The 18,444-nt window shown below is 69.7% G+C and carries 20 protein-coding genes; 4 read left to right on the top strand and 16 right to left on the bottom strand.

Features of this window, described 5'->3' with window-relative positions; translation table 11 throughout:
- Positions 1-65: 65 nt before the first annotated feature.
- From BUR94_RS03435 to BUR94_RS03505, 15 genes are all read right to left on the bottom strand, one after another.
- Entirely contained in the window at positions 66-1,340 is a 1,275-nt protein-coding gene (locus tag BUR94_RS03435) for a 3-deoxy-D-manno-octulosonic acid transferase (protein ID WP_175570418.1), read from the bottom strand.
- Positions 1,341-1,402: 62 nt separating this feature from the next.
- A complete protein-coding gene (locus BUR94_RS03440; RefSeq protein ID WP_074254857.1) occupies positions 1,403-2,512 on the bottom strand; it encodes a thiolase family protein in 1,110 nt (369 codons plus the stop codon).
- Positions 2,509-3,693, bottom strand: a complete 1,185-nt coding sequence (locus BUR94_RS03445; protein WP_074254858.1) for an AMP-binding protein — start codon at positions 3,691-3,693, stop codon at positions 2,509-2,511. The genes BUR94_RS03440 and BUR94_RS03445 overlap by 4 nt, the downstream gene beginning before the upstream one ends.
- Positions 3,690-4,502 carry a metal ABC transporter permease gene (locus tag BUR94_RS03450; protein ID WP_074257559.1) on the bottom strand — a complete coding sequence of 271 codons (813 nt, stop codon included), beginning with the start codon at positions 4,500-4,502 and terminating at the stop codon, positions 3,690-3,692. Before BUR94_RS03450 ends, BUR94_RS03445 begins: the two co-directional genes overlap by 4 nt.
- On the bottom strand, positions 4,492-5,292 hold the full coding sequence (locus BUR94_RS03455; protein WP_074254859.1) for a metal ABC transporter ATP-binding protein: 801 nt from the start codon (positions 5,290-5,292) through the stop codon (positions 4,492-4,494). The genes BUR94_RS03450 and BUR94_RS03455 overlap by 11 nt, the downstream gene beginning before the upstream one ends.
- The gene (locus tag BUR94_RS03460; RefSeq protein WP_074254860.1) at positions 5,289-5,774 is read right to left on the bottom strand and encodes a transcriptional repressor; all 486 of its coding nucleotides are present in this window, start codon (positions 5,772-5,774) and stop codon (positions 5,289-5,291) included. The genes BUR94_RS03455 and BUR94_RS03460 overlap by 4 nt, the downstream gene beginning before the upstream one ends.
- Positions 5,775-5,840: 66 nt before the next feature.
- Positions 5,841-6,284, bottom strand: a complete 444-nt coding sequence (gene dtd, locus BUR94_RS03465; protein WP_074254861.1) for a D-aminoacyl-tRNA deacylase — start codon at positions 6,282-6,284, stop codon at positions 5,841-5,843.
- Positions 6,281-7,207 carry a carbohydrate kinase family protein gene (locus tag BUR94_RS03470; protein WP_074254862.1) on the bottom strand — a complete coding sequence of 309 codons (927 nt, stop codon included), beginning with the start codon at positions 7,205-7,207 and terminating at the stop codon, positions 6,281-6,283. Before BUR94_RS03470 ends, dtd begins: the two co-directional genes overlap by 4 nt.
- A 115-nt stretch (positions 7,208-7,322) precedes the next feature.
- Positions 7,323-8,429 carry a TFIIB-type zinc ribbon-containing protein gene (locus BUR94_RS03475; protein WP_074254863.1) on the bottom strand — a complete coding sequence of 369 codons (1,107 nt, stop codon included), beginning with the start codon at positions 8,427-8,429 and terminating at the stop codon, positions 7,323-7,325.
- Positions 8,430-8,497: 68 nt separating this feature from the next.
- Positions 8,498-8,968 carry a cytochrome b gene (locus BUR94_RS03480; protein WP_074254864.1) on the bottom strand — a complete coding sequence of 157 codons (471 nt, stop codon included), beginning with the start codon at positions 8,966-8,968 and terminating at the stop codon, positions 8,498-8,500.
- Positions 8,969-9,047: 79 nt separating this feature from the next.
- On the bottom strand, positions 9,048-10,265 hold the full coding sequence (locus BUR94_RS03485) for an SPFH domain-containing protein (RefSeq protein ID WP_074254865.1): 1,218 nt from the start codon (positions 10,263-10,265) through the stop codon (positions 9,048-9,050).
- 118 nt (positions 10,266-10,383) lie between these two features.
- The gene (locus tag BUR94_RS03490) at positions 10,384-11,301 is read right to left on the bottom strand and encodes a DUF2927 domain-containing protein (RefSeq protein ID WP_074257560.1); all 918 of its coding nucleotides are present in this window, start codon (positions 11,299-11,301) and stop codon (positions 10,384-10,386) included.
- A gap of 48 nt (positions 11,302-11,349) precedes the next feature.
- Positions 11,350-12,549, bottom strand: coding sequence for a toxic anion resistance protein (locus BUR94_RS03495; protein ID WP_074254866.1), 1,200 nt, complete (start codon positions 12,547-12,549; stop codon positions 11,350-11,352).
- A gap of 29 nt (positions 12,550-12,578) precedes the next feature.
- Positions 12,579-13,490 (bottom strand): 5-bromo-4-chloroindolyl phosphate hydrolysis family protein, encoded by a 912-nt coding sequence (locus BUR94_RS03500; RefSeq protein ID WP_074254867.1) that lies wholly within the window; start codon positions 13,488-13,490, stop codon positions 12,579-12,581.
- 169 nt (positions 13,491-13,659) lie between these two features.
- Positions 13,660-14,463, bottom strand: coding sequence for a pseudouridine synthase (locus BUR94_RS03505; protein WP_074254868.1), 804 nt, complete (start codon positions 14,461-14,463; stop codon positions 13,660-13,662).
- 63 nt (positions 14,464-14,526) lie between these two features.
- Between BUR94_RS03505 and BUR94_RS03510 the strand changes: the two genes are divergently transcribed.
- A complete protein-coding gene (locus BUR94_RS03510) occupies positions 14,527-14,979 on the top strand; it encodes a nucleoside deaminase (protein ID WP_074254869.1) in 453 nt (150 codons plus the stop codon).
- Between the two features lie 96 nt (positions 14,980-15,075).
- On the opposite strand, the gene BUR94_RS03515 is transcribed toward BUR94_RS03510, so the two are convergent.
- Positions 15,076-15,747, bottom strand: coding sequence for a metal-dependent hydrolase (locus tag BUR94_RS03515; protein ID WP_074254870.1), 672 nt, complete (start codon positions 15,745-15,747; stop codon positions 15,076-15,078).
- 117 nt (positions 15,748-15,864) lie between these two features.
- Here BUR94_RS03515 and gatC point away from each other — a divergent pair, with 117 nt between their 5' ends.
- Genes gatC through BUR94_RS03530 form a run of 3 tightly spaced genes read left to right on the top strand, consistent with a single transcriptional unit; the run spans position 15,865 to position 18,437 of the window.
- Positions 15,865-16,152, top strand: a complete 288-nt coding sequence (gene gatC, locus BUR94_RS03520; RefSeq protein ID WP_074254871.1) for an Asp-tRNA(Asn)/Glu-tRNA(Gln) amidotransferase subunit GatC — start codon at positions 15,865-15,867, stop codon at positions 16,150-16,152.
- Positions 16,152-17,639: an Asp-tRNA(Asn)/Glu-tRNA(Gln) amidotransferase subunit GatA gene (gene gatA, locus BUR94_RS03525; protein ID WP_074254872.1), complete on the top strand. Its 1,488-nt coding sequence runs from the start codon at positions 16,152-16,154 to the stop codon at positions 17,637-17,639. Before gatC ends, gatA begins: the two co-directional genes overlap by 1 nt.
- 42 nt (positions 17,640-17,681) lie before the next feature.
- On the top strand, positions 17,682-18,437 hold the full coding sequence (locus BUR94_RS03530; RefSeq protein WP_074254873.1) for a hypothetical protein: 756 nt from the start codon (positions 17,682-17,684) through the stop codon (positions 18,435-18,437).
- The last annotated feature ends 7 nt before the right edge of the window (positions 18,438-18,444 follow it).

The raw sequence follows: 18,444 nt of genomic DNA on the forward strand, positions 1-18,444 counted from the left end.
GAGATCAACGCTACCATGTGGGAACGATCCGGGAAGCCCTCGCAACCGGCAATTTCACGCAACCGTCACGGATTGGGCGCAGTCAGCCCGGCGATGCGCGTGATCCGCGCAACCAGTGGCTCGAGGTCCGGCTGACGCTCCGCCGCGACCCGGCGGGCGTCTTCGGCCATTCTGCCGCGCAGCTCCGGTGTGAGCGTGGCGAGGGCCTCGGCCAGCGCGCTGGCATCGGCCACGACGCCTGCGGCGCCGGCCTCGTCGAGCGCGTCAAAGGCCTCGGCCTGGTTGAAGCAGGACGGACCGTGGAGGATCGCGCAGCCGAAGTGCACGGGCTCCCACGGCGTGTGTCCGCCCTTCTCGACCAGCGAGCCACCGGTGAAGCAGGTGCCCGAAAGCGCATACCACAGACCCATCTCGCCCATGGTGTCGGCGAGGTAGACCGGCGCGTCTGCCGGCGTCTCCGATTTCGACCGGGTCGAAAAGGCGAGGCCCGCGCGCTCGATCAGCGCCGCGACCTCGGGGCCGCGCCGGGCGTGGCGGGGCGCGAGGATGAGGCGGAGGGCCGGGCGGCTCTCGCGGGCTTTTGCGAAGGCCGACAGAACCAGCTCCTCCTCGCCCGGGTGGGTGGAGGCCGCGAGAACGGTGGTGTCGCGGTCGAAGTGAGCGCGCAGGGCAGCCAGCGCGGTAGGGTCGACCGGCGGCGGCGGCGTGGCGGTCTTGAGCGCGAGCGGCGCGGCGCGGGCGCCAGAAGGCAGGCCGAGGGCAGTGAAGCGCGCGGCGGCGGCTTCATCCTGAGCCGACAGCAGCGTGACCGCAGAGAGCACCTTGTGGGCGAGGCCGGGGAGCAGGGTCCAGCGTTTGGCGGAACGGGCCGAGAGGCGGGCGGAGGTGACGATGACGGGCAGGCCTGCCGCGCGGGCCAGGTCGAGACGGTTGGGCCAGAGCTCGTTTTCGATGACCAGGAGGGCGCGGGGCGCATGGCTGGCGAGGAAGCGGCGCAACACCGGGCGCAAGTCGACGGGAGCGAGACGGGCGGTTGTGCGGGGCAACTGCCAGGCGGCGGCCATGTCGCGCCCGGTGGTGGTGTTGGCGGTGATCGTGAGCTGCAGCTCGGGATGCGCCGAGAGCAGCGCGTCGATCAGCCCGCGTGCCGCGGCAAGCTCGCCGTTGGAGGCGCCGTGAAGCCAGAGCCGGGGGCCGGGCAGGCGCGGCTCGTCGGTGGTGGCGAGGCGCTCGCGCAGGTCGGCGGCCGTTTCGCTCCGCCGGATCAGGCGCAGTGCGAAGAGCACGGCGAGAACGGGCGCTGCGAGGGTGATGAGGAAACGATAAAGCGGCACGGGCATGCTTGGGCAGGGGCGGGTGGGCGGAGCGATACCCGGCATGGCACGGGCTGGCAAGCGCGGGCTCAGAGGCGGGTGAAGAGCGTGGCCGTTCCGAGGCCGCCTGCGGCGGCAATGGCGGCGAGGCCGGTTCTGGGCCCCTCCGGGCTGGCCAGGGCGTGGAACAGCCGGCAGGCGAGGATCGCCCCGGAGGCGCCGATGGGGTGACCGCGCGCAAGGGCGCCGCCCTGCGGATTGGTCCGGCTCTCGGGCAGCTCGGCGGCATGCAGCGTGGCGAGCGCCTGGGCGGCGAAGGCCTCCATCAACTCGACCTGGTCGATCTCGCCCGGCGCGAGCTGCGCCTGCGCGAGCACGGAGCGGATCGCGGCGACCGGCGCGAGGCCGGGCTGGGCCGGGTCGCCGCCCAGCATGGCGGAGGGGCCGATGGCGACAGCCGGGCGACCCAGGGCGCGGGCCTGCTCCTCGGTGGTGACGAGGAGGAGCGCGGCGGCATCGGCTTCGGGCGCAGTATTGGCGGCGGTCACGTCGCCGGCGAGAAACTTCGCCCGGGCCAGAAGGCGCGGTGAAAGGGTGCGGGCGTAGGGGTCTGCGTCGAGCCCGCCAAGCGGGGCGATCTCTGGCAGGGACGGTGCGGCGAGCGCCTTGCGATGCGAACCGGCGGCATAGGCATCCTGCGCCGCGCGCGGGATGGCAAGCGCATCGGCGGCCTCGGCCATATCGGGATCGCGCGCGGGATCGTGCGAGAAGCGGGGCCGGAGGTAGGGCTGCGGCGCGCCGCCATCGGGGTCCGTGGCCATGCGCAGGGGGCGGCGCGAGAAGCTCTCGGCGCCGCCAGCGAGGACGGCGCGGGCGCGGCCAGTCTCGACGAGGGCGGCGGCGAGGGTGATGGCATCGAGGCCGCCGGTGCACTGGCGGTCGATGGTGAGGCCGCCGACGCGCTCGGGAAGTCCGGCGGCGAGCGCGGCAACGCGGGCGGGATTGCCGCCGGCGCCGAGGGCATTGGCCAGGATGAGCTCGTCGATGTCGGCGGGCGCGAGGCCCGCATCGGCCAGGCATGCGCGGGCCACATGAGCGGCAAGCGCGGGCGCGTCGATGCGCGAGAGCGCGCCGCCGCGTGGCGCGACGGGCGTGCGGCGGGCGGCAATGAGCACGGCCTTGCGGGCGGGGCGGCTCATCGCGCGGCCTCTTCGCGGTGCTCATCGGCGGCGTGCGCCTCATCGCTGCGCGCTTCGGCCAGCATGGCCGCGATGGCGGCGAGATCGGTCTTGCCGGAGGGACGCCGGGGCCAGTCCTGGGGTGCAAGCCGGGTGAGGCGGCGGGGGCGGACCAGCGCCGGCAGCCCGGCGAGGGAGAGCGCATCCGGCGTGGCCGAGCCGGTGTAGGCGGCAACGAGGCGGGTGCCCCGGAGCCGGTCGGGCAGGGCAATGACGGCAGCCTCGGTGACGCCGGGGAGGGCGAGGAGAGCGGCCTCGACCTCTTCGAGCTGAACGGTCTGCTCGGCGATCCGCACGGCACGGTCGGCCCGGCCCGCGAGGCGGAGCTTGCCGCCCTCCATCCACCCGCGCTCGCCGACGGTGGTGAAGCCTTGGCTGTCGCGGTGCGGGTCGGGGCCATCGCCGTAGCGGGCGAAAAGATAGGGCGAGCGCAGCCAGACTTCGCCGGTGCCGCTGGCGTCGGGGTTGCGAATCTGCACGGTCACGCCCGGATAGGGCCGGCCATCGAGGGTGATGAAGCTGGTTTCGGCGGCACCGTAGAAGCCGTGGATCCGCGCGTTGGGAAACAGTGCCCGGGCATGGGCCTCGGTCGCCGCATCGAGCGCGCCGCCGCCGATGAGAAGGCGGGCGAGCGCGGGCGCGGGAGCGCCGCCGAGCAGGCGGATCTGCGCCGGCGTGGCCCAGAGAAGCGTGATGCCGCGCTCGGCCAGGGCCTGTTGCTGCCGGTCGGGGCGCAGGCCGTGGAGCAGGTGCGCCTCGCCCCCGACGTGGACCGCCTCGAGCGCGCCATAGAGGGTGAGCGAATGAGCGAGGCTGCCGAGGGTGGCGATGCGGCTGCCGGGCCCGAGAGACCAGGCCGCCCGGTTGACCTCGAAGCTGGCGATCCAGCTCGACTGGCTGCGCAGGATGCGGCGCGGGGTGCCGGTGGTGCCGCCGGTCCGGGTCTCGAAACAGGGCGTGGCCTCGGGGGGGCTCACGTCAAGCGCAGGCGGGGCGAGGCAGAAGGTCGAGACAGGTGCTGCAGCGAGGGCGGCACGCAGCAGGTCGGTCTCGGTTTCGCGCCCGGCGGGTGCGCCCAGCGGCACCTCACCCTCGGGGCCGAAGAGGCGTGCGGAGGGCGCGGTGGTGAAATGAGCGCTCATTGCGTGCGGCGGAACAAGGGGGCCAGGAGCGGGCGCAGCAGCGAGGTCAGTGCGAAGAACCCGGCGGCGGTGCAGACGATGGTGGGGCCGGTCGGGCTGTCCCAGTGGTAGGAGAGCCGCAGGCCACCGAGGGCGGAAGCCACGCCGATGACGGCTGCGAGGGCGGCCATGATCTCGGGCGTGCGGGCGAGCGGGCGGGCGGCGGCGGCGGGCAGGATCAGCAGGGCGGTGATGAGAAGCGCCCCGACAACCTTGATCGCCACCGCGACGGTGAGGGCGAGGGCAAAGACCATGACGAGGTTTTCGCGCCGCGGGTCCACGCCGGAGGCACGGGCGAGATCGGGCGAGATCACCGACACCAGCAGCGACTGCCAACGCCAGACCAGCGTGGCGACGACCAGCACCACGCCGCCCCAGATCAGCCCGAGGTCGCCGCGAGAGACGGCGAGGATGTCGCCGAACAGATAGGCCTCGAGATCGAGCCGCGCGCCGCCGGGGATCAGCGAGACCGCGAGGAGGCCCGAGGCAAGGGCGGCGTGGGCGAGAACCCCGAGCAGGGTGTCGGAGGCGATGCGGCGGCCCGAGAGCCCGCCGACGGCAAGGCCCATGGCCAGCGCCGCCACGCCCACCCCCACCGGAATGGCGATTCCGAAGCCGAGCGACAGGGCCACTCCGAGCAGGGCGGCATGCGCCGTCGCGTCGCCGAAATAGGCCATCCGCCGCCAGACGACAAAACAGCCGAGCAGCGCAGACACCAGCGCAACACCCATCCCGGCGAGGGCTGCGCGCATGAGGAAATCATCCAGCATGGCTGCGGCCGCGGTGATCGGGGGTGTGTTCATGGTCGTGCCCATGCCCATGCGCATGATCGTGGCCATGGTGGTCGCCGTCATGGACGTGGTCGTGCTCATGGCGATAGAGCGCAAGAGCGCCGCCGGTGCCGGGTCCGAAGAGGGCGCGGTATTCGGCGGAATTGCGCACCACCTCCGGCGTGCCCTCGCAGCAGATGTGGCCGTTGAGGCAGATCACCTTGTCGGAGGCGCTCATCACGACGTGCAGTTCGTGGCTGACCATGACCACGCCGCAGCCGAGGCTGTCGCGCACGTGTTCGATCTGCTTGTAGAAGGCGGCCTGGCCGGGCTGGTCGAGGCCCTGGGTCGGTTCATCGAGCAGCAGTATCTGGGGTTCCGCCAGCAGCGCACGTGCCAGGAGCACGCGCTGAAGCTGGCCGCCCGACAGATCGGCAAGCTGGCGATGCTCCAGTGCGGCCACCTCGGCATAGCTCAGCGCACGGGCGCGGGCGTCGGCGCTGACCCGGCGCGGCAGCGAGAGAAAGCGCGCCACGGTCATCGGCAGGGTCGGGTCGAGCGGGAGCTTCTGCGGAACGTAGCCGATCCGCAGCCCGCGCAGGCGGGTGATGCTGCCGGCCGAAGGCGGGAGCTCACCGATCAGGGCCTTGAGAAGGCTGGTCTTTCCCGATCCATTGGGGCCGACGATGGTGGTGATCTCGCCCGGTTCGAAACCGGCGGAGACGCCCGAGAGCACCACCTGGCCGTCCCGTTTGAGGGTGATGTTCGAAACCTCGATCAGGGCTGTCATGCAGCGGACCCGGGCTGGCATTGCGGGCAGAGACCGCGGGCCTCGATCACGGCATCTTCGACCGTGAAGCCGGCCTCGCGGGCATCCTTTCCGAGAGGGGTCTTCTCGGAGAGGCTCTCGGCCACGCGGCCGCAATCGCGGCAGATCAGGAAGGCCGCACCGTGGCCCACGCCGGCCTCGGGATGGGCGCAGGCGATGTAGGCGTTGAGCCGCTCGATGCGGTGGGCAAATCCGTGTTCGGTCAGAAAATTCAGTGCGCGGTAGGCGACCGGCGGCTTGTCGCCCAGCCCCTCGGCGGCGAGCCGTTCCAGCAGGTCGTAGGCGCCGATTGCCTTGTGGCTCTCGAGCAGGATCTCCAGCGCGCGCCGGCGCAGCGGCGTGAGGCGGGCCCCACGCGCGGCGCAGGCCGCCTCGGCGGCGGCGAGCGCGGTGGACACGCAGGCGCGGTGATCGTGCGGGGCAAAGCCGGTGGGGTCGGACATGAGCGATCCGTTATGTTGTAACAGTGTGCTACCTAGCCCCGATGGCCCGGCGCTTCAAGTCTCGCGTCACGCCTCGGTGTCGAGCCAGATGGTGATCGGGCCGTCGTTGACAAGGGCCACCTTCATGTCGGTGGCAAAGCGTCCGCGTCGGGTGGGGATGCCAAGACCGGCGAGGGTCTCGGCGAAATGCTCGTAGAGCGCGCGGCCGGTTTCGGGCGCGGCGGCGGTGGAAAACCCGGGCCGGTTGCCCCGGCGGGTGTCGGCCGCGAGGGTGAACTGGCTGACGACCAGTGCGGCGCCGCCCGTGTCTGAGACCGAGCGGTTCATCTTGCCGGCCTCGTCCTGGAAGATGCGCAGCTTGGCGACGCGGGCGGCGAGTTTCTCGGCCTCGGCCTCGGTGTCGCCCTCCATCGCACAGACCAGCACCAGCAGGCCCGGGCCGATTTCGGCGATCCGCACTCCCTCGACGGTGACGGAGGCCTCGAGCACCCGCTGCAGGAGTGCCCTCACGCAAGCTCCTCCGCCCAAGGCGGGTTGGCCCCGGCACGCTGGACGGTGACGGCGGCGGCCTTCACGCCAAGGCGCAGCGCTTCGATCACCACCTCCTTGGGGAGCCCCTCGGTCAGCGCTCTCTTCGAGAGCGCCCCGGCCCGGTCGAGGCCCGCCAGCACGCCCGCGTTGAAGGTGTCGCCCGCGCCTACGGTATCGACCACCTCGACCCGCTCGGCCAGCACCGTGTGGGCCCCCGAGGCGAGGTAGGCGGTGACCCCCTTGGCGCCTTCGGTGACGCAGATCATCTTCGGCCCCTTGGCCAGCAGCTCCTCGGCGTGCGCGGCGGGGTCGGCATCGCCGAACATCCAGCGCAGGTCTTCATCCGACAGCTTGAGGATATCGGTATGGGCCAGCATCGCCTCGGTGCGGGCGCGATACTCGGCCTCGTCGGGGATGAAATCGGGGCGGACGTTGACGTCCATCATGATGAGCTTGCCCTTCGAGTGGCGCTTCATCAGCGAGAAATAGGTATCGCAGCAGGGTTTTACCGCGAGCGAGATACCGCCGAAGAACACCGCCCTGGCAGCGCGGGGCAGGGCGGGCAGGTCGCGGACGCGGATCATCCGACCGGCGCTGCCCTCGTCGAAGAAGGCATATTCCGCCTGGCCGTTGGTCAGCCGGACGAAGGCCAGCGTGGTGGGGCGGTCGGACCGGATCAGCAGGTCGGGCCCGACCCTGGAGGCCGCCAGCCCGGCGACCAGCTGCTCACCGAAGATGTCGTTGGACACGCCCGAGACAAGGCCGACCTGCGAACCGAGGCGGCCAAGCGCGATGGCGGTATTGTAGACGGAGCCGCCGCAGACCGGCAGAAACATCGCCTCGCCACCCTTGCTCTCGCGCGGGAGCATGTCGATCAGGGCTTCGCCTGCACAGATGATCATCGGGTCCCCTCCGGTGCGCCGTTACCGCTAACAGTTCCTTGCTGGTAACGGCTCTAGCCGAAAGCGGCTGCACGATGCAAGAGGCGCGCCACGGGGCGGAGCGCCGCAGCCCGCCCTACTGGCTCATCGCCACCGCGTAGCCGATGGCCCCTGCCACGATCACGCCCAGCACCACGGCGAAGGCGATCTTCCAGGCCGACCAGGGCCGCTCGCCCTGCACCTTGCCCGACTGGCCGTTGACCACGAAGCGGTAGCTCTTGCCCTTGTACTTGTAGGCCGCCAGCCAGACCGGCAGCAGGATATGCTTGAAGGTGATGTCGCTCATGTCGGTCGAAAGGGTGATGATCTTCTGCTGGTCGCCCCCGATATCGAAGCGCACGTCGCGGCGGATGGTGGCCTCCATGACGCCCTTGGCCTCCTCGAACCCTTCGGCCAGGTCCACCTGGTAGCCCTCGGCACGGAACCCGGCGAGAAAATGCGGCGCGTAGGGCTCGAGGCCGGTCAGGTTCCAGGGTTCGAGCCCGTCGGTGTATTTCTTCGGCAGCGACCGGGAGGCCAGCACCAGCACGTCATCGAACCAGCGTGCCACCCGGCCCTTCACCGGGGTCCAGGCGATCTTGCGGACCCGTCGTTGCTCCGGCTTTCCGTCGCGCATCACGGTTTCGGTGACGTAGTAGTAGACCCCGCGCATGCCGGTGTAGCGGCTCTTGGTGTCGGCGTCATAGGTCCAGTAGGGGACGTAGATGCCCTGCATCCTGCGGCCCTTGCGGGCGTAGTCCTGCAAGCCGCCGGGCGCGAACCAGAGCTTTCCGAGCCACTGGGTCATCGCGTCGCGTGCCTGCTCCTCCTTCAGCGCGAAGGGCACGAGGCCCTTGGGCTTGATGTGGCGGTGGGTGCCGGTGTCGGTCACGATGGGCGTGGCGCAGAACGGGCACTCGGTGGCGTGGGCATCCTGATCGAACTCCACCTGAGCGCCGCAACTCGTGCACTGCGTGACCCGGGTTTCCTCCATCTCGGCCTCGGGCAGCTGGGCCCTCAGGGCGGCTTCGTAATCGAGCTCCTCGATGGCGGGCGGCGCCTGGGTCTCCATCACCGCCTCGTCGCGGTGGCCGCAGTGGTCGCACATGAGCGTGGAGGAGGCAGGGTCGAACCGCATGTCGGCACCGCAGGCGGGGCAGGGAAAGCGATGTTCTTCGTTGGCGGTGGAATCGATGCTGGTCATGGAAATCGCGCTTGAGCCGGAATGGGTTGGCCGCAGGTTAGGGGAAGGCGCGGAGCAGGGCCAGAGTCCTAACGTCTTTCGAGCCCCATGCGGCCAAGAAGGCCATCCTTGAGGATGAACTGGTGGTAGAGCGCGGCGGCGGTGTGGGCGGCGGCGGTGAGGAGCAGGAGCGTTTTCAGCAGCTCATGCACATCGGCTGCCTCTTCCCATCGGAGATAGAAGGCAAAGCCGCCCGACCAGGGCGTGGCGATCGCCAGCGCGTAGAGCGCCCAATGGCTCGCCTCGGCGACACGTTTCTGCCAGGCCGGATCGGCCTCGGGCGGCGGCGGCGCACCGCGGAAGAGCCGCAGGGCGAGACGGGCCAGCATGAGGAAGAAGACGGTGAGGCCAAGGATGCCGTGGAACGGCAGGGCGGCATCGGCGGGCAAGTCCTCCCAGTCGTCCATCTGGTCGGAAAGCAGGAAGGCGACGACGATGAGGATCACCACGAGCCAATGGAGGAGGATCTGGAGCCGGGAGTAGCTGGCGGGGCGGGGCATGGCGGGGCCTTGAAAAAAGCCGCGCCCGTTGGGGCGCGGCGGAAACGATCGAGCCTTGCGGGAACCGGTGCTCCCTGTCTCACACTCCCGGCGGCGTGGGCGGGGGGAGGATGGTGAAGAGTTGGGCGAGTTCGGGGATGTCGCCGGCCTTGATCCAGCCGTCCTGGCCGGCGGTCCAGACCATGGAGTCGCGGCTGAGCGAGCCTTCCTGCGCCATCCGGCCCATGCGGGCCTTGGAGAAGGGGCCGTCGGTCGCGCCGCCCGCGGCGACGTGCCAGAGCTTTTCGACCGGCGGCGGGGGCGGGGGCGGCGGGGCGGCGTGGTGCGTGGGGGCGTAGCCGGGCTGGCCGCCGGGCTGGTGGGTGGCGTGGCCCGCGGGCGCACCCCAGGGGCCGGGCTGGGGCTGGCCATAGCCCGGTTGGCCGTAGCCCTGGGGGTTCATCGCGTTCGCCATCTGGCCCGCCATCGCCATGCCCATGCCCATGCCGAGGCCGGCGCCCATCCCGCCCCCGCCTGCGCCGGGGTTGGCGGCGGCCGCGCTCATCGCTTCGGCGGCGGCGAACTGGGTGTATTTGCCGAGATCGCCCACCACGCCCATGGAGGTGCGCTTGTCGAGCACCTCCTCGACCGCCGGCGGCAGGGAAATGTTCTCGATGTAGAGCTCGGGAATGATCATGCCGTATTCGGAGAGGGTCTTGCTGACCTCGGTGGAGATGATCTTGCCCATGTCGGCGGTGTTGGCCGCCATGTCGAGCACCGGGATGCCGCTTCCGGCCATCACGCGGGAGGCCTCCTGCACGATGATGTTGCGGATCTGGAAGGTGATCTCGTCGGCGGTGAACTCGCCGTCGGTGCCGACGATCTCGGCCATGAAGAGGGCAGGGTCGCTCACCTTGACCGAGTAGGTGCCGAAGGCGCGGATACGGGTCGGGCCGAACTCGGGGTCACGCAGCATGACCGGGTTCTTGGTGCCCCACTTGTTGTCGTTGAAGCGGGTGGTGTTGACGAAGTAGATCTCGCTCTTGAACGGCGACTGAAAGCCATGGTCCCAGTGCTGGAGCTTGGTCATGATCGGCATGTTGTTGGTCTCCAACATGTACATGCCCGGCGCGAAGACGTCGGCCAGCTGGCCCTCGTGTATGAAGACGGCGGCCTGCCCCTCGCGGACGGTCAGCTTGGCGCCATACTTGATCTCGTGGCCGTAGCGCTCGAAGCGCCAGACCATCGTGTCGCGGGTGTCGTCGGTCCAATGGATGACGTCGATGAATTCGCCGGAGAGAAAATCGAGAATGCCCATGGGGTGTCTCCTTAAGGAAATGCGCTGACTATAGACGGTGTGGCGGCTGTGGCCAGAGGGCCCCGCCCTCGGCCCGTTGCCGGAAGATCGGGCGCGTCGACCGGGACGGACCGGGCGCTCACACCCCGCCCCCCATCATCTCGCCCACGATCCGCCGGACGATGGGCCTGGCCTCCACGGCGGTCATCCCCGGCGTGAGGCGCCGGTCGTAGAGGATGCGCAACAGCTGCTCGTCATGGGTGGTGAGCAGGCCGAATTCCTCGTCGTCGTTGAAGATCGACGGGCGGGCCTCCGGGCTGTCGTTGGCCAGGCCCAGCCCCTGCGCAAGCTCTTCGTGGATGCAGGAGAGGCGCAAAAGGTCGGGGTGTTCGGCCCGGATGATCGCCACGGCGCGGGTATAGACCGAGCTGGTGCCCGTGGTGGTGGCGAACACCAGGCAGAGCGTGTCGCGCGGCAGGTTCTCGATGGTGCGGATGGCGGCATTGTCGATGCCCGGCACCAGCGCCCGCAGTTCGGGGCCGATGGCGGCGCGCTCGTCCTCGTTCAGCATCAGCACGGTGAAATTGCCGTTGCCGGTGCCCATGCTCATCGGGTGACCGGTGGCGCGGCTGAGGCGGCGGACATAGGCGGCCACGCTGGCCCGGTCCTTGGCGCGCTGGGCCTCGGGCACGGTCTCACCAAAACGCAGCCCGAACCGGATCGGCTGCTCCCAGCGACGCAGGCTCGATTCGGACTGCTGGGCAATGAGAGAGCCGCCGCGCGAGACATATTCGTCGAAGAGCGCGATCCGGATGAAGTTCTCGGTTAGCTGGCGATCCGAATAGGGCGTGTCGGGGCCGCCGCCGTCGCGCCGCAGCAAGCCACGGGCCAGGAGGTCGTTCTGTACCCGGCCATAGTAGCGGGTGGCCGTGCGGCTGGCTTCGGAGGGCTCCTTGGGCCGGGGCGCGGGCGGCTCGGGCGAGGTCGGCGGCTCCGGTGCGGGGTCCGGTGCGGGCAGGTCTTCGCAGGCCACCAGGGTGAAAGCGGCGAGGATCATCGCCGCCTTCGGGAGCAGTTTGGTCAGGCGCAACGCGCGGCCCCTTTCTCAGCTGCCCGAGACAGCGGTACCGGCGGTATCGCCGAGCCCTGTCTTGCGGGCCTTGGCGGAGGCCAGCGTCTTTTTCAGCTCGCTCTCCATCTTGTGCAGCTCCTGCTCGGCCTCGGCGCGCTTGCGCTTGCCCTCGTCGGCGATCTGGAGGCTCTCCTCGATGGTGGCGACCAACTCGGCGTTGGCGGTCTTCACCGCGTCGATGTCGAACACGCCGCGCTCCATCTCGGTACGGATCCTGGCATTGGTCTCGCGCAGGTTCTTGGCGTTCTGGGTCAGAAGCTCGTTGGTCAGGTCGTTGGCCGAGCGCACGGCCTCGGCGGCCTCGGCGCTGCGCTGGATCGTCACCGCCTGCGCCAGCTGGGTCTCCCAGAGCGGCACGGTGTTGACCAGCGTGGAGTTGATCTTGGTCACAAGGCTCTTGTCGTTTTCCTGCACCAGCCGGATCGACGGCAGGCTCTGCATGGTGACCTGGCGGGTCAGCTTGAGGTCGTGCACCCGGCGCTCGAGGTCGTCGCGGGCGGCGCGCAGGTCGCGCAGCTCCTGGGCCTTCATCACGCCGGCCTCCTCGGGCGCGGCCTGCACCTCGGCTTCCTTGGCGGGGATGGTGGTGGCGTCGAGCTCGGCGATCTTGGCCTCGCCGGCGGCGATGTAGAGCGCCAGCTCGTCGTAGAAGTTGAGGGTCTTCTCGTAGAGCAGATCGAGCGACTTGATGTCCTTCAGCAGCTTGTGCTCATGGCCTTCGAGCTCGGCGGTGATCTTGTCGATCTGGTCCTGCACATCCTCGAAGCGGCTGAGGAAGTTGGCGAAGGGCGCGGCGCGGCCGATCAGCTTTTCCCACCAGCTGCGGGAGCGGCGCACGTCGAGCTCGGACACGGAGAAGCCGCGGATGGTGGTGACCATCTTGCGCAGCCCGTCACCCGCTGGGCCGGCGTCCTTGTTCTTCACGTCGGCCAGCATGGCCTGGGAGATGGTTTGCAGCTCGGCCTGGGCGGCGGAGCCGAAGTTCACGATCGAGCCGGTGTCGCTCATGTCGAGCTCGCCCATGCGGCGGGTGATCTCGGCCGAAAGCGCGGGGTCGGCCTCGGAGAGCGGCACCACTGCATTGGCCTCCACCGGCTCGGGCAGCACCACGGCGTTGACCTCTTCCACCTGTGCCAGCGTCTCTTTCGCCTTGGCGTGAACATTCTGTTCCATTGTCCCTGGTCTCTCCTGTATGCGCGGGCTCAGACGGCCCCTTCGCGCTGCAAACGCTCGCGCAGCACTTCGATTTCGATGTCGAGGTCGGTCTTGTCGTCGAGCAGCAGTTTCTCGGTGCGCTGCGCGTAATTGCTCTCCATCTCGTCGAGGAGGGCAAGGTAATCTTCGCGGGCCTTCGGGTCGTGCTTGCGGGCGTAGAAGTCGGCGAATTTCACCGTCGCATCGCGCGCGCCCATCAGGTAGACGCCCATGAACTTGCGCGCCGCCGTCAGGTCGCGCGGGTCTTCCTCTACGGTGCGAAACATGGTGCGGGCGGTCTGCGAGAAGCGGGCGACGCGATCGGCCACGCCCCGGTCGCCCGCGCGTTTCACTGCGTCGGCCATGGCGGCAAGGTGAGCCTCGGCCTCGCCCACGGCGCGGGCCACGCGGTCTTGCTGGTGGGTGTCGATGCCCTCCATGCCCTTGTCGGACATCGGGTCGAGCCCGAAGGCGAAGCCGTGAAGCCCGGCGCCGAGGATGGCGAAGATCACCGCCTCCAGCACCCCGTGGCCGGCGAGCCCGACGAGGCCGAGCCCCGCGCCGGTGAGCGCCGAGCCGAAGAGCTTGCGGGGGATGCCGGGGCGGCGGGCGACCTTGCGCGCCTCCCAGGCCTCCTGCGCCTTCAGCCCCTCGCGGGTGAGCCAGGCGGCGAGCAGCAGCACGCCCACGGCGGCGAGGTAGAGCGCAAGGCCGGTCGGATCGGAGGTGAAGGCATGCCAGAGAAAGACCAGCGGCACCACGAACATCAGGTTCGAGCGCATTCCCGCCCGCGCCCGGGTAGCCCCGGCAAAGCGTGGCGCCATGCTCGACACCTTCGGCGCGCCCGGGGCGGGTTTCACCCCTGCGTCACCGGCCTGCGAGCCCTTGGGGCTGAACTTGCCGCCGTAGCGCTCCGCCATCAGGTGCCTCCGCCGGTGAAGGCGGCATAGAGCATCAGCGCCAGAAGCAGCGCGAAGCTCAGTTTCTGCAACCCGTCTCCAGACATAGCACTCCCACCCGCATCGTCCCGGCGCGTATCTCAGGTTATAGGCGAATGATTTTCTGCGGGCCAGCGCGGATCGGGAGGTTTTATCTGCCCTTGGGGAAAGGCGCGCGGCGGCGCTGGGGCTTCTTCTTGGGTGTGGTCGCGGGCTTGAAGTCGGGGTCGAGCCCGAGCTGGTCGCGCAGCACGCGGGCCTTGATCTCCTCGGCCTGGCCTGCCTTGAGCTCTCCCAGCCGGAACGGGCCGAAGGACACCCGCAGCAGCCGGTTGACGGTGAGGCCCACGGCCTCCATCGCGCGGCGGATCTCGCGGTTCTTGCCTTCGCGCAGGCTGACGGTGGCCCAGGCATTGGCCCCCTGCTGGCGGTCGAGCGTGATGGTCATCGGCTGGTAGGCCACGCCCTCGACGGTGATCCCGCGGCGCAGCGGCTCGAAGTCCTCGTCCTTCGGCGTGCCGTGGAGGCGGACGCGATACTTGCGCACCCAGCCGGTGGAGGGCAGCTCCAGCCTGCGCTTGATCTCGCCGTCGTTGGTGAGCAGCAGCAGGCCTTCGGAGTTGAGGTCGAGCCGGCCCACGCTCATCACCCGGGGCATGCCTTCGGGCAGGTTGGCAAAGACCGTCTCGCGGCCCTTCTCGTCGCGCTCGGTGGTCACCAGCCCGGCGGGCTTGTGGTAGAGCCAGAGGCGCGGCGGCTCGGGCGTGGCCAGCGGCTGGCCGTCGACGGTAATCTTGTCGGCCTCGGTCACGTTGAGCGCGGGGCTGTCGATCACCTTGCCGTTCACCGCCACGCGGCCCGCTTCCACGATCTTCTCCGCCTCGCGGCGCGAGGCGAGGCCCGCGCGGGCGAGCACCTTGGCGATCCGGTCGCCGGGAGGGGTCTTGTCTGCCATGTGCCCGCTCTAGCCGCGCGCGAGGGGCTTGCCAAGGGTGTGAGCGCGGGGCAGGGGAGGGGGATGAGCTTTGTGAGCCATATGGATGAGGCGCTGGCGGAGGCGCGGGCCGCCGCCGCGCGGGGCGAGGTGCCGGTGGGCGCGGTGCTGGTTGCGCCGGGCGGCGAGGTGATCGCGCGGGCGGGCAACCGGACCCGCGAGCTCCGTGACCCCTCCGCCCATGCCGAGATGCTGGTGATCCGTGCCGCCTGCGCCGCCGCCGGCTCCGAGCGGCTGCCGGGCCACGTGCTCTACGTCACGCTGGAGCCCTGCGCGATGTGCGCCGCCATGATCGCCGCCGCCCGCATCGCCCGCGTCGTCTACGCCGCCCCCGACCCGAAGAGCGGCGGGGTCGATCATGGTGCCCGCGTCTTCACCCACCCCCAGGCCCACCACGCGCCCGAGGTGCTGGGGGGCATCGGAGAGGAAGAGGCCGCCGCCCTGCTGCGCGATTTCTTCGCCGCCCGCCGCGACTGAGCCCGCTTCCGTCTCGTCTTCTTGCGGATAATACTCCACGGGGGGTGTTAAACCCCCTCGGCCCGACGGTGCAGCCGGGCGGTCTGGACGCGCGGCTCAGAGCTCGATCGGCACAAGCACCTCGGGCTCCACCACGTCCACCCCCTTCAGCCCCGCCTTCAGCGCCTCGGCGTCCTGCGCCAGCGCCGGGAAGGTCCGATAATGCGAGGGCAGCACCATCTCGAAGTCGAAGAAGCGCCTGGCGGCCCAGGCGGCCTGCTCCATGTCCATCGTGTAGAAGCCGCCGCAGGAGAGGATGCCGACATCGGGCTCGAAATAGGCGCCGATCCACTCCATGTCGGCCATGATCCCGGTATCGCCCGAAAAATAGACGCATTTGCCGTCGCCCTTGAGCACATAGCCTACCTCGGTGCCGGCGCCGCTGCCCTGGTAGGAGGTCGAGTGCGAGGCGGGCACCATCGTCGCCTTGACCCCGCCCAAGTCCACCGTGCCGCCCTTGTTGAAGCCGGTGGCCTCGACGCCCTCCAGCCGGCTCGCCAGTTCGACCATGGTAAAGACCGGCAGGCCCTTCTCCCTGGCCATCTCCGGCACTCCGGCGGTGTGGTCGTCATGGCCGTGGGTCAGCAGCACGTGGGTTGCCCCCGAGAGCGCCTCTTCCCTGCGGTCCGCCGGGAAGGCGGGGTTTCCGTCGAGCCAGGGGTCGATCAGGATCACCGCCTCTTCGGCCTCGAGCTTCCATCCGCCATGTCCGAGCCAGGTGAGTTTCATATCCGCCTCCATGCTGGTTTTGGCGCGAAGGTAGGACGGGCCTGCGCCCCCGTCCACCGCTTGCAGGTCACGCGCCCCGGCGATAAACGGGCGCCGAGACCCGATAGGAGTATGCCGATGTCGATCGACACCGAGACCGCCCGCCGCGTGGCGCACCTGGCCCGGATCGCCGTGCCGGAAGAAGACCTGCCGGCCCTGGCGGGGGAGTTCAACGCCATCCTCGGGTTCATCGAGCAATTGTCCGAAGTCGACGTGGAGGGCGTGGAGCCGATGGTTTCGGTCACGCCGATGCGCCTGAAGCGGCGCGACGACGTGGTGACCGATGGCGGCCAGCAGCAGGCGGTTCTGGCCAATGCGCCCGACGCCCGCGAGGGCTTCTTTGCCGTGCCGAAGGTGGTGGAGTGATGAGCGACCTGACCAGACTGACCATCGCCGGCGCCCGTGACGCGCTGCGCAAGGGCGAAACGACCTCGGTGGAGATCACCGAGGCCTGTCTTTCGGCCATCGAGGAGGCGGGGGCGCTCAATGCCTTCGTGCACCATACGCCCGAGATCGCGCTGGAACAGGCGAAGGCCGCCGATGCGCGGATCAAGGCGGGCGAGGCGCCGTCGATGTGCGGTATCCCGCTCGGGATCAAGGACCTGTTCTGCACCAAGGGGGTGCCTTCGCAGGCGGCTTCGGCCATCCTGGGCGGGTTCAAGCCGGAGTATGAGAGCACCGTCACCAGCCAGCTTTTTGACGCGGGCGCGGTGATGCTGGGCAAGCTCAACATGGACGAATTCGCCATGGGGAGCTCCAACGAGACCTCGACCTACGGCAACGCAGTGAACCCCTGGCGGCGCGGCAATGACGACGCGGCCCTCACGCCGGGCGGCTCCTCGGGCGGCTCGGCCAGCGCGGTCGCTGCCGATCTTTGCCTTGCCGCCACCGGCACCGACACCGGCGGCTCGATCCGCCAGCCTGCCGCCTTCGTGGGCATCACCGGTCTGAAGCCCACCTATGGCCGGGTCAGCCGCTGGGGCATCATCGCCTTCGCCTCCTCGCTCGACCAGGCCGGGCCGATGACCAAGGACGTGCGCGACTGCGCGATCATGCTGGGTGCCATGGCGGGCCACGACCCGAAAGACAGCACCTCCGCCGAACTGGCGGTGCCCGATTTCGAGGCGATGCTGACCGGCGACATTCGCGGCAAGGTGATCGGGATTCCGTGCGAGTATCGCATGGCGGGCATGCCCGAGGAAATCGAGGCGCTCTGGGCCGAGGGCACCGAGATGCTCAAGTCCGCGGGCGCAGAGATCCGCGACATCTCGCTGCCGCACACCAAGTATGCGCTGCCCACCTACTACGTCATCGCGCCTGCGGAAGCCTCCTCCAACCTCGCCCGCTACGATGGCGTGCGCTTCGGCCACCGGGCGAAGCTGGCGCAGGGCGACGGCATCGTCGAGATGTACGAGAAAACCCGCGCCGAGGGCTTTGGCGACGAGGTGAAGCGCCGAATCATGGTGGGTACCTACGTGCTCTCCGCGGGCTACTACGACGCCTATTACAACCGCGCCCGCAAGGTGCGTGCCCTCATCAAGCGCGATTTCGAAGAGGTCTTTGCGGCAGGCGTCGATGCCATCCTGACCCCCGCCACCCCCTCCGCCGCCTTCGGGCTGGGCGAGATGGCCGAGGCCGATCCGGTGCAGATGTATCTCAACGACGTCTTCACCGTCACGGTCAACCTGGCGGGGCTGCCCGGCATCGCCGTGCCCACGGGCATCGACAAGCAGGGCCTGCCGCTGGGTCTTCAGCTCATCGGGCGGCCGTGGGAGGAGGGCGACCTTCTGAACACGGCCTACGCACTCGAACGTGCGGCGGGATTTGTGGCCAAACCGGGCAAATGGTGGTAATTACCCGGCCAGAGGCAAAACGAGAGAGCAGAGAGTTCTTCGATGCGAGCATGGCTTCCCCTTTGTGCGGTTGCGGCTTTGGCCGCGTGCAGCCCGACGGTTCCCGACAGCGGTTCGGGCGTGGGCTTCGGCGACTATGACAGCTATCAGTCCCAGCTGAGGCGCGACACGGCGCTGGCCACGTCGCAACGCCAGACGGTGCAGGCTCCGGCCACAGCCGTGGCCTCCTCCGATTCCTACCCCTCCGCCGAGGCGCCCGCCGCGACGGGCGCTCCCACGGCAGCCGAGATCGACGCGGCCCTGGGGCGCACGCCGAGCCCGCAGACGCAGCCGGTGATTACCCCAGCGGCACCGATCCAGACGGCAGCCATTACCCCGGCTCCCACCGCCGCGCGCAGTTCCGGCAGCGGAGCCGCTATCTCGGACGAGCAGAGCTTCAGCGCCGTCTCGTCTCGCGAGTCGATTGCCAGCGACGCCGAGCGCATGCGCCAGAACCGCGCGCAGTTCGAGCAGGCCCCGGTGACGGCCCTGCCGAGCCGCCCCGAGGATACCGGGCCGAACCTGGCGCAATATGCGCTCTCCACGACCAACCTGCCGGGGCAGCAGATTTATCGTCGTGGCTTCACTACCCAGCGCAAGTATGATCGCGCCTGCGCCGCCCAGCCCTCCGCGGCGCTGGCCCAGCAGGCCTTTCTGGCCGCCGGCGGCCCGGAAAAGGACAGGCTCGGCATGGACCCGGACGGCGACGGTTTTGCCTGCGGATGGGATCCGCGCCCGTTCCGCGCCGCCAAGGGGTAAGCGGGGG

Origin of the sequence: Vannielia litorea, from assembly GCF_900142295.1 — a bacterium.
GTDB lineage: Bacteria > Pseudomonadota > Alphaproteobacteria > Rhodobacterales > Rhodobacteraceae > Vannielia > Vannielia litorea.

Bases quoted from the DNA above. Each gene is read 5' to 3' on its own strand.
- BUR94_RS03435 (WP_175570418.1), bottom strand. From the start codon at position 1,340: ATGCCCGTGCCGCTTTATCGTTTCCTCATCACCCTCGCAGCGCCCGTT.
- BUR94_RS03440 (WP_074254857.1), bottom strand. From the start codon at position 2,512: ATGAGCCGCCCCGCCCGCAAGGCCGTGCTCATTGCCGCCCGCCGCACG.
- BUR94_RS03445 (WP_074254858.1), bottom strand. From the start codon at position 3,693: ATGAGCGCTCATTTCACCACCGCGCCCTCCGCACGCCTCTTCGGCCCC.
- BUR94_RS03450 (WP_074257559.1), bottom strand. From the start codon at position 4,502: ATGCTGGATGATTTCCTCATGCGCGCAGCCCTCGCCGGGATGGGTGTT.
- BUR94_RS03455 (WP_074254859.1), bottom strand. From the start codon at position 5,292: ATGACAGCCCTGATCGAGGTTTCGAACATCACCCTCAAACGGGACGGC.
- BUR94_RS03460 (WP_074254860.1), bottom strand. From the start codon at position 5,774: ATGTCCGACCCCACCGGCTTTGCCCCGCACGATCACCGCGCCTGCGTG.
- BUR94_RS03470 (WP_074254862.1), bottom strand. From the start codon at position 7,207: ATGATCATCTGTGCAGGCGAAGCCCTGATCGACATGCTCCCGCGCGAG.
- BUR94_RS03475 (WP_074254863.1), bottom strand. From the start codon at position 8,429: ATGACCAGCATCGATTCCACCGCCAACGAAGAACATCGCTTTCCCTGC.
- BUR94_RS03480 (WP_074254864.1), bottom strand. From the start codon at position 8,968: ATGCCCCGCCCCGCCAGCTACTCCCGGCTCCAGATCCTCCTCCATTGG.
- BUR94_RS03485 (WP_074254865.1), bottom strand. From the start codon at position 10,265: ATGGGCATTCTCGATTTTCTCTCCGGCGAATTCATCGACGTCATCCAT.
- BUR94_RS03490 (WP_074257560.1), bottom strand. From the start codon at position 11,301: ATGATCCTCGCCGCTTTCACCCTGGTGGCCTGCGAAGACCTGCCCGCA.
- BUR94_RS03495 (WP_074254866.1), bottom strand. From the start codon at position 12,549: ATGGAACAGAATGTTCACGCCAAGGCGAAAGAGACGCTGGCACAGGTG.
- BUR94_RS03500 (WP_074254867.1), bottom strand. From the start codon at position 13,490: ATGGCGGAGCGCTACGGCGGCAAGTTCAGCCCCAAGGGCTCGCAGGCC.
- BUR94_RS03505 (WP_074254868.1), bottom strand. From the start codon at position 14,463: ATGGCAGACAAGACCCCTCCCGGCGACCGGATCGCCAAGGTGCTCGCC.
- BUR94_RS03510 (WP_074254869.1), top strand. From the start codon at position 14,527: ATGAGCTTTGTGAGCCATATGGATGAGGCGCTGGCGGAGGCGCGGGCC.
- BUR94_RS03515 (WP_074254870.1), bottom strand. From the start codon at position 15,747: ATGAAACTCACCTGGCTCGGACATGGCGGATGGAAGCTCGAGGCCGAA.
- gatC (WP_074254871.1), top strand. From the start codon at position 15,865: ATGTCGATCGACACCGAGACCGCCCGCCGCGTGGCGCACCTGGCCCGG.
- gatA (WP_074254872.1), top strand. From the start codon at position 16,152: ATGAGCGACCTGACCAGACTGACCATCGCCGGCGCCCGTGACGCGCTG.
- BUR94_RS03530 (WP_074254873.1), top strand. From the start codon at position 17,682: ATGCGAGCATGGCTTCCCCTTTGTGCGGTTGCGGCTTTGGCCGCGTGC.